Here is a 14,896-nt window from a genome sequence, read left to right on the forward strand (position 1 = left end):
TGCGATCCATCTACTATAACGGAGGTGCCTCATGTTGAGAAAAGCAAGTTCCATCGCCCTCGCAGCCAGTTTGCTGCTCGGCGCAAGCGGACTCGGCGCACTGCCGGCGAGCCGCGTTTTCGCGGATACGGTTCCTTCCGAGACGCAGGAAGTCGCGATCGACGGCTTCGAGAATGCAAGCGACTGGGCAGCGAACGACGGCGGCATCGTCAAAACCGGCGATACGGCCGACAAGACGCAAGGCTTGCAATCGCTGGACGTCACGTATCCCGTCCCGCAAGGGGATAATGCCTGGAGGGAGCTTTCCTGGGATACCACGGCCAGCCCGCTGGATCTATCGGCGGCGACCAGCTTGAAATTGGACATGAAGCCCGTCGGTTCGCAATCGACCAGCGCGGAGCCGGTTCACTTCAAGCTCGTGGATGCCTCGCAAGAACAATCTATTTACGAGGATAACATTCCGGCGCAAACCTCCGGCGAGTGGAATACGTTCGAACTGGATCTGAGCGGCATTCCGGCAGCCAAACGCGCATCGATCACCTACATCGTATTCTATGTGTACAACAAAGACGGCAATTTGAACGAACGGACGTCGGTTGAATACAAATTCGACAATTTGCGCGCGGTTGAGCCGCTGCCGCCATTGGTCGAGAAGCTCGTCAACGGATTCGATAAGGCAGGCGACTGGGCGCCTACCAGCGACGTCGCCGCTGCCGCCGACCTGTCCGACAAGACCGAAGGCGCGCAATCGCTAAGCATGACGGTTCCGATCGCCGATCCGAAAGGCATTCCGGTATGGAAAGAAATCCATTGGGATATGACGGCGAACCCGCTGGATCTCTCGAACGCGTCCACGCTGAAGTTCGATCTTAAGCCAATGGGAGACGCGAACGGCACGCTGACGACGGGCGATATGGAAGCGATCCGCTTCAAGCTCGTGAACGGGGCGGATGCCGCGCTCTACGAGGACGCCATCCCGACTCAAACGCTGCAAGATTCGCAAAGCCCGTGGACCGTCACGACGGGATCGGACAACTGGAAAACGTACTCGCTGGACCTTGCCAAGGTTCCGGGGGATCGTTCATCCCTTACGTATATCGTATTTTATGTGTACAACAAAGACGGCTCGATTCAAAACAGAACCTCTTTGCAGTACAAGTTCGACAATTTGCGCGTACTCACCCACGAGATGCAAGGGGTATCGGCTTCGCCCGGATCATCGGCGGTGACGCCCGGTACGCCGGTAACGTTGTCCACGCCGGCCGCCGGCGGTCAAATCTACTATACGCTGGACGGCTCGGATCCGAGAACCTCGGGAACGAAGACGACGTATACGACGCCGATTATCGTTCAAGACACGACGGTGATCAAAGCCTATGCGGAGATCGGCGGCTCGAAGAGCGCGGTTTCCGCGTATCAATACACCATCGGAACGGGCGCGCCGGGCGAAGAGCTGTTCAATTTGAACGGCAACGTAGCGGATACGCTCGACCGCATGGTGGCGGGGATCAACAAGCCGGCCAGCGTCGGCCAGGATGGCTTCGTCAGCGATTGGAGCGGCCAAACAACCTTCAAGCTGCCGTCCAATGCGAGCAAGCAGGTGAAAATGTCCGGCTGGACCGGCGATGACGACCTGTCCGCAGACGTCTCGCTTGCCCATGACGATGCGAATCTCTATCTGCACGTGAAGGTCAAGGACAACGTTCAATCCGACAAATCGGGCGGCGATATTTGGCTGGGCGACGGAATTCAGATGGCTTTCTCCCAAGACGGCTACGCCTACGGTCCGGAATACGGATTCTCGTATAACGGAGGCGCGCTCAGCAAGTTCAGATGGAGCAGCGGCAGCGCCAAGCTCGATGTCGATTCCGTCAAACTGAAAGCATCGCGCGACGAGAGCGCGAAGGTCACGACCTATGACATCGCGATGCCGTGGCTGGCCGCGCTGGCCGAGGCGCCGACGGGCAACGTTCCGTTCACGCTCCTGATCAACGATAACGACGGCGGGGGCCGGGACGGCTACATCGAATGGACGCCGGGTATCGGCGTTACGCCGAAGGATGCCACGAGCATGGGCTCGCTGGCGCTGCTGGACGCGGACACGACGTGGTCGCCTGCGCTGCATGGCCCGCAAGACGGGATCTCGAACACCCCGTACGATTATGTATTGACATTGCCTAACTTCGGAACGGAAACCGCGGATTTCGCAGTGAAAGTACCGGCTGGGGATGTGGATACGGTAGTCGCCGTACCGGCCGGCAAAGTCGTGAAGAAGACCATCCCCGTCACCTTCGATGCTCCCGGCGAGCAAGCGGTCACGGCAACGGTCAGCAAGGGCGGCGTAACGAAGGAAACGAGCATCCAAGTCTCGATTTTGAGGGATGCCGACAAATTAACGGCCGCGCTGGATGAGCTGAACGCGAAGCTTCCCGCGCTCGAGGATTTGTTTGATCAAGCGAAAGCGCGGCATATTGCCACGGATTACGAAACGGTGAATCTGACGGTCATCAAGAACTTCATCCAATACGGCAAGGACGACATCAGCCATTCGTTGCTCAGCCGCGCGGATTACGTCGAGAACGAGCTGGAATCGCTGTACCTAGAAGCCGAAACGAATTTGAAGGCTTACCTGGACGGCTCGAAAACAGCCCTGGCCGTGCCGAAATACGTGTCCGGCCAACCGACGATCGAAGGCGGGTCGTTCATCGGCGATATGAAAACATCGGCGTCGGATCCGGCGGCGAAGCGTCCGATCTTCTTCACGGGCTATGGGCATTTCAGCCAAGCGCAGAAGGACATCCCGCAATTCAATGCTCTCGGCGCGAATATCATCCAGATGGAGATCGGCCCGGACAGCACCGTTATGGCGCCGGCAGAGGGAAGCGGCAAGGCGTTCGGCATTTCTACCGCCGCTATCGAATCCAGCGTCCTTCCGGTCCTGCAATCGGCGGAAGAGCATAACGTGGCCGTGAGCCTGCTGCTGTCGCCGCATTATTTCCCGGGTTGGGCGCTGCAGAAGTGGCCGGATCTCAAGAACGACAACGGCGGCTTCCTGCACTATAACGTCAACGATCCAAGAGCGAGGGCCATCGTCGAAGCGTTCCTGGATACGATCATTCCGATGGTCCAGGATTATGCATCGCTGCAAAGCATCGTCATCAGCAACGAGCCGACGTATGATTCACGCACCGATTCTTACGCCGTAGCGCCATGGCATCAATTCTTGACCGATAAATACGGCGATATCGCGAGTTTGAACGCGCTATACGGCACGACGTACGAATCGTTTGACGACGTCGCGATGCCGGCAAGCAAGACGGCGACGGTGCAATTCTACGATTGGACCGTATTCAACAACAAGTATTTCTCCGACTGGCATGCATGGATGGCCGGCATCATTCAGAAGCTCGCGCCGAAATTGCATACCAGCACCAAAATCATGGCAAAGCTGGACGACGCGGTGTCCTTCGGGGTCGACCCGGAAGATTTCAGCAAGTTCGGCGACCTGAACGGCGACGACAATTGGAATTACCTGGGCAGCGGCATTACGGGCTATACGAAGGAAAACCAGTTCTACGATTTGCAAAATTCGATGCGGCAGGCGCCGATCTTCAACTCGGAGACCCACGTGATCGGCGACAGGGATACCGTGTACTCGCCCGAGCAGGCCAGACACGTGGAAACCTCCTTGTTCCAATCGGCGGTACACGGCAAATCGGCATCGGCGATCTGGGTATGGGAGAGATCCTACGATCCGAACAGCGACTTCTATGGCAGCGTGCTGGAACGTCCGGACGTCGTGAAAACGATCGGCAAATTAAACCTGGACCTTAACCGTTTGGCGTATGAAGTAACGGCGTTGCAGAACGTGAAGCCGCAGGCGGCGATCCTGTATTCCTTGCCGTCCCTGGTTTACTCCGGAAGCTATCAGGATGCGATCGACAAAGCCCACACCGCGCTCACGCTGAGCGGCCAGAAAGCCGGCTTCGTGTCGGAGCAGCAAGCGAAAGCCGGCGGCTTGAGCGCGTATAAGCTGCTCATCGTGCCGCAAGCGACCAACGTCGGCGAATCCACGCTGGCGGCGATTAAATCGTTCGTTCAGAACGGCGGAAAAGTCGTCATCGTCGGCAGCGATTCGCTGAGCAAGGACGAGAACAACCGGCCGCTGGACGCGGACGACCGCGACGCGGTATTCGCCGGTTCGGAGGTGCTCGCGGATTCCGGGGCGATCCTGCAGTCCGTCAGAGCGCAGCTCTCCGGTCTCGGGTTGATGAACGTGGTGCTGAAAGACACAGGCACGGGGGCCATCGTCGACGGCGTCGAATGGCAGAGCGCCGTCTATGACGGCAAGCTGTTGATCGATATCGCGAATTACGATACCTCCGTCGCGTCCAAGACGGTCAGCATCGAAGTGAACGGCCGGCCGGCGGGCACGGCAAGCGAGCTGATCAACGGCGGCACGGCGGATATGGGGAGTTTCACCCTCGAGCAGGAGAAACCGTACCTGCTGAGCGTGGATGCAAACGCGGGCGGCGGCGGTCCGGTCATCGTCGCTCCCGGCAGCCCGAACACGGTCACGGACGCGGTCATCGGCGTATCGCCAAAGCTGGCGGACGGCAAGGCGACAGGCGCGATTACGGCGGACGAATTCGCCAAAGCCGTGGAAAAATCGGGAGACGCGCGGACCGCGACCGTCGAGCTCCAAGCGGTGAACGGCGCGAAGGCTTACGCGCTGCAGCTGCCGGCATCGTTATTTGCAACGGATAACGCCGATCGCCGGATTATCGTCCGCACCGCCGCCGGCGAACTGACGCTTCCGCTCCATCTGTTCGACGCGAAGGACATCCAAGGCGCCTCGACCGTCGAATGGACGATCGGCACGGCGGATACGGCGGGGCTTGGCGCCGGCGCGAAGCAGGCGGTCGAAGTGACCGTCAAGGTCGACGGCAAGGCCGTGCATTGGAACAACGCGGACGCGCCGGTGACGGTGTCGATCCCGTACGCGCCGTCCGCGGCCGAACAGTCGAACCCGGATCATCTCGCGATCTGGTACGTCGACGAATCCGGCCATGCGGTACCGGTGCCGAACGGCCGGTACGACGAGGCTTCGAAGTCCATGGTCTTCACGGCTACGCACTTTAGCCGCTATGCCGTCGCTTACGTCGAAACGACCTTCACGGACATCGCCGCCCTGAAGTGGGCGAAGCAGGCAATCGAGACGGTGACGTCGAAAGGCATCCTGACTGCTGCCGGCGATACCCTGTTCAAACCAGGCGCAAGCATCTCCAGAGCGGAATTCGTAGATGCCTTGGTCAAGGCGCTCGGCTTGTCCGCGCGCTTCGAATCGAATTTCGGCGACGTGCCTTCGGCATCGGCTTACTACGATTCGATCGGCGCGGCGCGCAAGCTCGGCATCACGAACGGCATCGGCGGCAACGCCTTCAAGCCCGACGCGCCGATTATGCGCCAGGACATGGCCGCGCTCGTAGTCAGAGGCCTGAAAGCGGCAGGGAAGCCGGCGGCTGACGGAACGGCAGCCGACCTCAAGGCGTTCGCCGACGCTTCGAAAATCGCCCCCTATGCGGTCAAGAACGTCGCGGCGCTCGCGAAAGCCGGCTTCTTGCAAGGCGACGGCAAGAATCTGCTGCCTAGAGGCGAAGTCACGCGCGCGCAGGCAGCCGTGCTGATGGACCGGATCTATAACCGGAAATAAGCATCCTCGCAGCCGTTGTTAGTGTGCCCGAAGCCCTCAAGTCATTGCGACTTGAGGGCTTTATTTCGTTTTGCGGCATCAAGGGGCAAGAATAGGCCGATGCTAAGAATAAGCATGCGTGCTGCTGTTGACAGAAGAAGTTGTTTCACATATAGTTGTCTTAACAACTAAATTCCGCGAAGGATGAACGCAGATGACTACAATAGGGCAGAACGTCAATCGTCCGTTGCCGATCGGCTTTTTGATGGGCGTCACGCACAGGAAGCTGACGGCCTTGTTTCAGCAAGGGCTCCATGCCTACGGCATTACGGTGGAGCAATGGTCCGCGCTGAACCAGATCGATTGCGCGCAGGGCTTGATTCAGAAGGAGATCGCCGACCGGACGGGCAAGGACAAACCGACCGTGACGCGCATTCTGGATCATCTGGAGAAGAAGGGCTTGATCTATAAGAAGCCCGGCGAGCGGGACCGGAGATCGTTTCTCGTGTTCAGCACCGAACTCGGGCGACAGGTGATCGCCGAAACGACGCCGATCGAGGACCGCGTAACGGCGGAAGTGAAGCGGTGCATCTCGGAAGCGGAATACGACGCGATGATGGAGCTGCTCGTTCGCATTCAGCAGCATATCGGGGACAAGCTTGAACACCCGGATGATTCGGAAGACTAACCATGGGAGCGATGAACATGCAGCAGGACCAACAACGAGCCCCTTTGTGGACTAGACCGTTTATTGCGCTTACGACCTGTTTTTTTCTGTTATTCCTCAGTTTGCAAATGTTATTGTCGTCCTTCCCGGCCTACGTGAAGGACGAGTTCCACGCGGGCAACGTGCAGGCCAGCCTCGTCACGACGGTATTCGCGCTGGCGGCGATCGTTTCCCGGTTCGCCACGGCCGCGCTCATGCGGCGCGTATCGCGCATGACCTTGCTGATCGCCGGACTCGCCATCGCCGCCGCGACGACGGCGCTGTACACCGCCGCCGGCTCCTTCGGCGCGTTATTGGCGCTTCGGATCGGCTACGGCATCGGCTTCGGGATGGCCAGCACGATCCTGCCTACGCTCGTCTCCCGCATCATTCCGCTGCGCAGAATGGGCGAGGGCATCGGATACTTCGGGCTGTCGACGAGCTTGGCCATGTCCGTCGGGCCGTCGATCGGCTTGAATGTCATGAAGCATGCCGGTTTCGCGCAGCTGACGATGCTTGGATGGGTCGCGGCGGTGCTGATATTCCCCGTCTTGTGGTTGGCGCGTTCGAAGCGCCAGCCGGCGGACGGCGACCAGCTTCAAGCCTCGGCCAAGCCGGCGGCGGCCAAGCCCGGCTTCAACCGCAAGCTGCTGTTTCCCGTGCTGCTGAACGTTCTGCTGTCGATCACGTACAGCGGTCTCCTTAGCTTTCTCGCGTTGTTCGGCGATTATGTGCATATCGAACAGGTCGGACTGTTCTTCCTGTTCAATGCGATCACGATCATTCTCGTTCGTCCGTTCTCCGGGCGGATCTTCGATAAACGGGGCCATGCGGCCGTGCTCCTTCCCGCCGGCTTGTCCGTGATGCTCAGCATGGTACTCCTCTCGAACGCGCATGCCATGCCGATGCTCATCGTGTCGGCGCTCTTCTACGGTCTTGGCTTCGGCGCGATCCAGCCGACGATCCAAGCGTGGATGCTTCGCTCATCGACGCCGGAGCAGTACGGGGCGGCGAACGGCATGTTTTACAACTCGACGGATTTCGGCGTCGCGCTGGGGGCGATTATTCTGGGCGCCGTGTCCGCGGCTACGAATTATTCCGTGATGTATCGTTATTCGGCGGCCTGCATGGCCGTTTTCGTTATCCTCGGCGCCTGGCAGTACCTCGCGTCCGCGAAGCGGCGCAAGCGGGCTTCGGCCGGCGCGGCCGTCGGCATGTAAAGCGGTTTGGTTTGCCCGCATGTCCGCACGACGCAAAAAGACCCTTCAGAACCGGAGGGTCTTTTTGGCATTCGGGCGAGATGCGGGGGGACATCCGCGCCGATTAACGCGCCGGGTATTTCACGACCGGCCATTTGACTTTCCGCAGCGAACCCATCAGCTCCGGCGAGGCGTTCAGGTTGTCTTTCACGAGCTGATACGGCGTCAAAGCCATCCACTGGTTCAGGGAAATGTCCTCGAACCGCGGCGCTTTGAACATTTCCAGGAACCAGAGCGTGTCCTTGCCCGTGTTCTGCACGTAATGGCCCATCGCGAACGGCACGTAGCCGACGTCGCCGGCGCGGTAATCGAAGGTTCTGGCGATGCCGTTCCCGGCAAACACCGTCATGCGGCCTTGGCCGGACAAATAATACTGCCACTCGTCGTTATTGGGATGCCAGTGCAGCTCGCGCATCGCGCCGGGCTTGATCTCGACGAGCGCCGCGGCGATCGTCTTGGCGATCGGGAAGTTGCTGGAATCCGTGATCCGAACCGAACCGCCGGGCGTGACGATCGGCTCCTGCGCGAGCATGGAATGCTTGAACGACAGCGGCACGGTGCCGTAAGGCGACTGCACCTCTTGGCTTTCCAGCGAGCCCGGCACTTTATCCTGAAAGATATACACCTGGCCCTTCGGGATACCGTCGAAAGCATTCACGGGAACGCCGAAATTGGCGGCGAGCACGTCCTTGGGCGTATGGGCGAACCAGTCCGAGATCGTGAGCGTGTTCAGGTCCGAGAAATTGCCGTCGTCGAACACGAGCAGAAATTCGCAGCCGCCCTCCAGCGCCTGGATCGAATGCGGGAGGCCGGCCGGAAAATACCATAAATCGCCCTGCTCGATGTCGGCGATAAAGTTGCGGCCCTGCCAATCCACGGACGTGACGCGGGCGCAGCCCCATATCATGAAGGCCCATTCGGCCTGCTGATGCCAATGCAGCTCGCGCACGCCGCCGGGAAGAAGGCTCATGTTGACGCCCGCTAGCGTCGTGGCGATCGGCAGGTCGCGAGCGGTGATTTCCCTGGACCAACCGCCTTTGTTCAGCTGCATATGCGTGTCGGAGAACGCGAACTTCATGTTCGGCAGCAGCCCGTTATCCGTAACGGGGGGAACGAGCATGTTCGGATTTTCCTTGTCGCGCATAATGTCGCGCGGACCGAAGTCCGGACCGCCGAAGCCGTCGCTCATCCGGATCGGCTGCGGGATGAATTCCGTCTTCGCGCCGTTAGGTTGATCAAGTGCCATGCGCATAGCCTCCTTTATCCGTTGAAGTTGCCGTAGTCCCAGCCGTTGCCGATCACGGGCGCGGGGAACTGCGGATATCCGTAAGCAGGCTGCTCCCGCTGTCCGTAAGGCTTCTGCGGATAATGGGCGCCGTGTTGCTGCGCGTGGGGAGGCGTCGCCGCGGCTCCCGCGACTTGGCCGGGCTTGCAGCCGACCGGCGGTCCGATGACGACCGTTTGGGTAATGGGGGCCACCGCCGCTTTCCAAGCGGCTTCGTCGAGGCAGTAGGTATGGGCGTACACGCTTGCCGGGGTCAAACGGAGGAGATCCGAACCGGGGATGAATTCCGGCACCGGCGCGTCGAATATGGCGAGCAAGTGGGTATTGTCGACCGTGGCGATCTCGTAATGCCACCAGCCCTGCGGCACGTTCGCCACTTGGCCCGGCTGGATGGGGAAGTTAAGCAATTTTTTCGTGAAGGGGTTGATCAGCGAGACGACGGCCGCGCCGCTGATGCAGAAGACGAGCTCGGAGGCGTTCTGATGATAATGCGGCTCGACGACGTTGCCGGTGCTGAGGTAGATGTCGAGCAGCGACACGTTGCCGAGCGTATTCAGCTGTCCGATGCCGAGCGCGTTGATATAATTGCGCGAATCCTTCGTGTAAAAGTTGTTGTTTTTGAGATCATAGGTGAACTGCACGTTCGGAGCGGTGTAATCCATATAGGACACTGCCATTTTTTTCTCCTGCCTTTCTATCCATATAGGCTCTTGCCTGACGCCATAGTGTATGTTGCTGGGCGGTTGCGGGTGCGGCATCGGCCGGCGATAAAATGGCGCGATTTGGCACAAGCTAAATTGCCGGGTTCGCAATGCCGTAAGACAACGTCCCGGCGGAAAGAGGACACGCGATGAATAAGAAGACCGTACGCGGCCTGTTGCGGCAAGGGCTTCGAGTCGCGATCGTGGCGAGCGGCTTTTGTTTGCTGGCTCTTCCGGCTTCGGCCGGAGGAGGCGGAAAGTCGGCCGGAGCGGCCAGCCGAGCGATCCCGTCTCAACATATATCGGAGCAGGCGGCCTTCGTCCGAGGAGGCGCGTTATGGGTGAAGGAGCGGGGAAGCGAACGCCGATTGACGGAAGCCGGGGGTTATGCGCGCAACCCGGCCTGGTCCCCGGACGGCAGATGGATCGCCTATAATGCCGGGGAAGACGAACGGCAGTTATGGGTGGTGGAAGCCGGCACCGGGAAGCGTCATCTGGCTGCCCCCGAAGGCGGAAGCCGGTTCTTATGGTCTCCGGCGCGGAATAGATTGGCGTACCTGAGCGACGGGAAGCTTCGCATGGTCGGGGCGGAAGAAGGCGACGAGCCTGCGGATATCGCGGCCGATATCGGGAATTTCGGCTGGCTCCCCGACGGAAGCGGCTTCATCGTCTCGTCGGCCGCGCAGCTGCTGCCGGAGGGATGGACGCCCGTGCGGATCAGCCGCATCCTGCTGCCCGGTGGAAGCTCGGATCCGGTTCAGGAGGAGCCGCTGCACGTTCTGCCGAAACAAATCGGCGACCAGATCGTCGTGGGCACGACCGGATTCAAATGGTCCGGAAGCGGGGAATGGGTCGCCTTTCTCGCGATTCCGACCGCCTCGTTGTCGGCGGACGCCAACACGCTGTGCGTGTTATCGGCGGACGGCCGATCGTTCCTCCCCTTCGATTCCATGGCGCATAACGAGCGATGGTTCGAGTGGTCGCCGAAGTCGCCCGCGCCCGCCGGAGACCGGTTGGCGTACATTGCCGGCATCGGCAGGGATGCGACCTCGAACAAACGGCTCAAGGTGACGCCGGTTCCCTCGCTGCGGCCGGTCGTCTATACGCCGGACGGCTTCGTCGATCAGAATCCGGCCTGGTACGGCGACGGGTCGATCGTCGTCTCCCGCGCCAAGGAAGGCGCCTGGGCGGGAGATCACGGCAAGAGGCCGATGCCGTTTCTCGTGCAGGCGGACTTGTCCGGCGGCAGACAAACGGCGATCGCCAAACCGGGCGGAGGAAGGGGGGATTTCAGCCCGGAACGGTTGACGGGAGCCGCGCTTGGCTGGGTTCGCTCCGACCGGACCGTCTCCGACGTGCTGGTCGCGAAGTCCGCGGCCGAGGCCAAGAACGCGCGGCCGTGGATCAAGGGGATCGACGCCGGCGATAATTTCTACGAGCAGTGGAATTGGCTGCCGGTGCTGCGCTTCTACTCGCCCGAGCGTGCAGGCCCGCAGCGATAGAATCCGGTGCGTTCGCCGATCATGGCGCATTCGCCCGAATACAGGGAAGGCTGCCAAGGGAATCCCTTGGCAGCCTTTTTGCTTTGCCGAAAACGGACCTGATCTACGAGAGCTTGACGATGGTCAGCGCGGCGCCTGCCGCTCCGCTGATCAAGGTCGCGGCTCCGAGCAGTCCGAAGAATTGGAGCGTGATCGTGGATCCGGCCGTCAGCGTCAGAATGACCATATTGTTGAATTCCGAGAGCGAGAGGACCGGCGCGACGATCGACGGCGTCGACGGCGTTCCATTGATCAACAATCGCGTACTGAGGAGCAAGGCGGCCGTCAGATTCGCCTGGTAGGAGATCATGTAGCTTCCGGCCGAAGGGACGGTGAACGTATCGTTGGCTCCGTTGACGGTGATGCCGCCGTTCAGCAATTGGTTGTTCGGCAGCGGGACGTTCGTGCCGCCGAGCACGACCGCGATGACGCCGCCGCCCGTGTTGGCGGCAAAGCTGTTGATGTTCGTAAAGACCGTGCCGGTGGCGCCGGTCGCTCCGGTAGAACCGGTGGCTCCGGTATCGCCAGTCGCGCCGGTAGAACCGGTGGCTCCGGTATCGCCAGTCGCGCCCGTAGTGCCCGTGGCACCGGTGGCGCCAGTTGCGCCGGTAGAGCCGGTGTTTCCGGTGGCGCCGGTCGCGCCCGTAGCACCGGTAGTTCCCGTGGCGCCGGTAGAGCCCACAGCCCCGGTAGCCCCGATATCGCCGGTCGCGCCGGTGGCACCGGTATTTCCGGCGGCGCCAGTCGCACCGGTAGAGCCGGCTACTCCGGTAGCTCCGATATCGCCGGTCGCGCCGGTTGCACCGGTATTTCCGGCGGCGCCCGTCGCGCCGGTAGAGCCGGCAGCTCCGGTAGCTCCCGCAGCTCCAGTGGTACCCGTAGGTCCGATGTCGCCGGTCGCGCCAGTTCCGCCAGTCGCTCCGGTTACTCCCGCAGCTCCAGTGTTACCCGTAGCTCCGATGTCACCGGTCGCACCAGTTCCGCCAGTCGCTCCGGTAGCTCCCGCAGCTCCAGTGGTACCCGTAGCTCCGATGTCGCCGGTCGCACCAGTTCCGCCAGTCGCTCCGGTAGCTCCCGCTGCTCCAGTGGTACCCGTAGCACCGATGTCGCCGGTCGCACCAGTTCCGCCAGTCGCTCCGGTAGCTCCCGCAGCTCCAGTGGTACCCGTAGCACCGATGTCGCCAGTCGCGCCAGTTCCGCCAGTAGCTCCGGTTACTCCTGCAGCTCCAGTGTTACCTGTAGCTCCGATGTCGCCGGTCGCGCCAGTTCCGCCAGTCGCTCCGGTTGCTCCTGCAGCTCCAGCGGTACCCGTAGCCCCGATGTCGCCGGTCGCGCCAGTCCCGCCCGTGGCGCCGGTCGCGCCAGTATTGCCGGTCAGCCCGGTTGTTCCTGCGGCACCGGTAGCTCCAGTAGCTCCAGTGATTCCGGTAACCCCCGTACTGCCCGTGCTGCCCGCCGCGCCAGTGTCGCCGGTTCCGCCCGTAGCGCCAGTCGCACCTGCGATGCCTGTGGCCCCGGTATTGCCCGTCAGCCCGGTCGATCCTGCGGAGCCCGTAGCCCCGGTGTCGCCGGTGGCCCCGGTCGATCCGGCGCCAGTCGCGCCAGTTACTCCCGTACTGCCCGTGCTGCCCGCCGCTGCGAGCAGCAGATAATCCGGCGAAGACCCCGGCGTTCCGCCCGGCCCAGCCACCGTCGCGATATAGGTGCTGCCGCCAAAGGTGACGACCTGCCCCGCCGGATATGTCGGCGCATTCACGGGATTGAAGGCCGTGACGCCTTCGAAGCCGATGCCGGTCGACCCGGTAGCTCCCGTCGCCCCGGTAGCGCCCGTACCCCCGGTCGTACCCGAGTCGCCGGTCGCGCCCGTGGAGCCCGTAGTGCCGGTCGTTCCTGGCGTTCCCGTAGCTCCAGTGTCGCCGCCGGCGCCAGTCGCGCCGGTCGCCCCACTGCTGCCCGTAGAGCCGGCCGCGGCGATCAGCAGATAATCCGGCGAAGACCCCGGCGTTCCGCTCGGTCCTGCCACTGCCGCGATATAGGTGCTGCCGCCAAAGGTGACGACCTGCCCGGCCGGGTAAGACGGCGCGTTGACGGGATTGAAGGCCGTGATGCCTTCGAAGCCGACGCCGGTCGAGCCGGTCGCACCCGTCGCGCCAACGGCGCCCGTAGCCCCGGTCGTACCCGTATCGCCGGTTGCGCCCGTGGAGCCCGTAGTGCCGGTCGATCCAGGGGTGCCCGTAGCCCCGGTGTCGCCGGAGGCCCCGGTCGTGCCGGCGCCAGTCGCGCCGGTCGCTCCCGTGCTGCCCGTAGAGCCGGCCGCGGCGATCAGCAGATAATCCGGCGAAGACCCAGGCGTTCCGCTCGGCCCTGCCACCGTCGCGATATAGGTGCTGCCGCCAAAGGTGACGACCTGCCCGGCCGGATAAGACGGCGCGTTGACGGGATTAAAAGCCGTGATGCCTTCAAAGCCGACGCCGGTCGAGCCGGTCGCACCCGTCGCGCCAACGGCGCCCGGCGCCCCGGTCGAGCCAGTCGGGCCGGTTCCTCCGGTCTGACCGGCGGTCCCCGTCGCTCCAGTGCCGCCGGCGGCTCCCGTTGCGCCTGCGCCTGTCGGGCCGGTTCCCCCGGCGGCCCCGGTGCTGCCGGTCGCGCCGGCCGCTGCCGCGAGCAGATAATCCGGCGAGGAGCCCGGCGTTCCGGTCGGTCCGTCGACCAGCGCAACGTAAGTGCTGCCGCCGAAGGTGACGACCTGGCCTTCGGGATACCCCGGCGCGTTCAACGGATTGAACGTCGTGATGCCGTCCAAGCCGGCTCCGGTAGGTCCGATCGGTCCGGGATTTCCGGTCGCGCCGGTCGCGCCCGTCGCCCCGGTGCCGCCGCCGGCCGCGATCGACAGATAGTCGCCGGAATTGTCCGGCGAACCGGAAGGGCTTGCGATCAACGCCATGAAGGTGCTGCCCGCGAAGGTGACCAATTGGCCTTCCGAATAGAAAGGCTCGTTGAGCGGGTTGAAGACCGTAACGCCATCCATGCCGACGCCGGTCGCTCCGGTCGCGCCCGTCGCGCCGACGCTGCCGGCAGGTCCGGCAGCACCGGCCGGTCCCTGCGGTCCTCCAAGCCCTTGGACTCCCGGGGGTCCGGGAGGCCCCGGCGGCCCTGGCGTCCCGCGCGGTATTCCCAACTGCGAGAAGATCGATGCCAGCTGCTGTTCGTTCGCCCGGACGAGGGACACCAGCGCGTCTTTGTCCGACGGCGGAATCGCGAACAGCAGGATCAGTCCGCCAAGCAGGTTCAGCAGCTCGCTGCTGATGACGGCCGCGCCAAGGGGGGAGAAGGGCACGGCTTCCACCAGCGTGATGAAATTTTCAAGCAAGGCCAGCAGTTCGGCTTGTTCCGGCCGCGAGAAATCGATTTCGAGCGCCAGCGCGCGCAGCTCGCGGAGCAAGGCGTTCAGCTGGGCGATGCCGCTCGGCGACGGCGAAGCGAGGACGGAAGAAAGCAGCCCGGCCATTTGGCCCAGCAGCTGCTTCAGCCGATTCAATTGCGATTGCGTTAACGGAATCGAATAGTTCGGTTTTCTGACGGGCGGTTCGTGATGCAGGCGCTGCCCCTGCGGATCGTGCAACGGCGGCTTGGGCTGCTGGTCGTGCAGCGACGGCCTTAGCGTCGGGTCCAGTTCGAAGGGGTTCCCGTTGTTCGCATCGTCGTTTGCCAT

The 14,896-nt window shown here is 62.4% G+C and carries 7 protein-coding genes; 4 read left to right on the forward strand and 3 right to left on the reverse strand.

The features are described 5' to 3' along the window. Window positions 1-31: 31 nt before the first annotated feature. From GT019_RS18110 to GT019_RS18120, 3 genes are all read left to right on the forward strand, one after another. Window positions 32-5,713 (forward strand): S-layer homology domain-containing protein, encoded by a 5,682-nt coding sequence (locus GT019_RS18110; protein WP_161744598.1) that lies wholly within the window; start codon window positions 32-34, stop codon window positions 5,711-5,713. A 193-nt stretch (window positions 5,714-5,906) separates the two neighbouring features. Beyond that, complete coding sequence (locus GT019_RS18115) at window positions 5,907-6,380, forward strand: MarR family winged helix-turn-helix transcriptional regulator (RefSeq protein WP_161744599.1); 474 nt, start codon at window positions 5,907-5,909, stop codon at window positions 6,378-6,380. Window positions 6,381-6,397: 17 nt separating this feature from the next. Next, the gene (locus GT019_RS18120) at window positions 6,398-7,618 is read left to right on the forward strand and encodes an MFS transporter (protein ID WP_161744600.1); all 1,221 of its coding nucleotides are present in this window, start codon (window positions 6,398-6,400) and stop codon (window positions 7,616-7,618) included. A gap of 103 nt (window positions 7,619-7,721) precedes the next feature. Here GT019_RS18120 and GT019_RS18125 read toward each other — a convergent pair whose 3' ends face one another. Together GT019_RS18125 and GT019_RS18130 are read right to left on the reverse strand one after the other, a co-directional pair. Further along, window positions 7,722-8,903: an oxalate decarboxylase family bicupin gene (locus GT019_RS18125; protein ID WP_161744601.1), complete on the reverse strand. Its 1,182-nt coding sequence runs from the start codon at window positions 8,901-8,903 to the stop codon at window positions 7,722-7,724. 14 nt (window positions 8,904-8,917) lie between these two features. Further along, the gene (locus GT019_RS18130) at window positions 8,918-9,619 is read right to left on the reverse strand and encodes a cupin domain-containing protein (protein ID WP_161744602.1); all 702 of its coding nucleotides are present in this window, start codon (window positions 9,617-9,619) and stop codon (window positions 8,918-8,920) included. Window positions 9,620-9,792: 173 nt separating this feature from the next. Between GT019_RS18130 and GT019_RS18135 the strand changes: the two genes are divergently transcribed. Further along, window positions 9,793-11,145, forward strand: coding sequence for a TolB family protein (locus GT019_RS18135; protein WP_161744603.1), 1,353 nt, complete (start codon window positions 9,793-9,795; stop codon window positions 11,143-11,145). 103 nt (window positions 11,146-11,248) lie between these two features. Here the strand turns inward: GT019_RS18135 and GT019_RS18140 are convergent, their stop codons facing one another. Continuing rightward, the gene (locus tag GT019_RS18140; RefSeq protein WP_161744604.1) at window positions 11,249-14,896 is read right to left on the reverse strand and encodes a BclA C-terminal domain-containing protein; all 3,648 of its coding nucleotides are present in this window, start codon (window positions 14,894-14,896) and stop codon (window positions 11,249-11,251) included.

Source organism: Paenibacillus glycinis, assembly GCF_009909185.1.
Lineage (GTDB): Bacteria > Bacillota > Bacilli > Paenibacillales > Paenibacillaceae > Paenibacillus_Z > Paenibacillus_Z glycinis.

Excerpts from the sequence above, each read along its gene's own strand:
- GT019_RS18110 (WP_161744598.1), top strand. The coding sequence starts at position 32 with ATGTTGAGAAAAGCAAGTTCCATCGCCCTCGCAGCCAGTTTGCTGCTC.
- GT019_RS18135 (WP_161744603.1), top strand. The coding sequence starts at position 9,793 with ATGAATAAGAAGACCGTACGCGGCCTGTTGCGGCAAGGGCTTCGAGTC.
- GT019_RS18120 (WP_161744600.1), top strand. The coding sequence starts at position 6,398 with ATGCAGCAGGACCAACAACGAGCCCCTTTGTGGACTAGACCGTTTATT.
- GT019_RS18115 (WP_161744599.1), top strand. The coding sequence starts at position 5,907 with ATGACTACAATAGGGCAGAACGTCAATCGTCCGTTGCCGATCGGCTTT.
- GT019_RS18125 (WP_161744601.1), bottom strand. The coding sequence starts at position 8,903 with ATGGCACTTGATCAACCTAACGGCGCGAAGACGGAATTCATCCCGCAG.
- GT019_RS18140 (WP_161744604.1), bottom strand. The coding sequence starts at position 14,896 with ATGGCAAACGACGATGCGAACAACGGGAACCCCTTCGAACTGGACCCG.
- GT019_RS18130 (WP_161744602.1), bottom strand. The coding sequence starts at position 9,619 with ATGGCAGTGTCCTATATGGATTACACCGCTCCGAACGTGCAGTTCACC.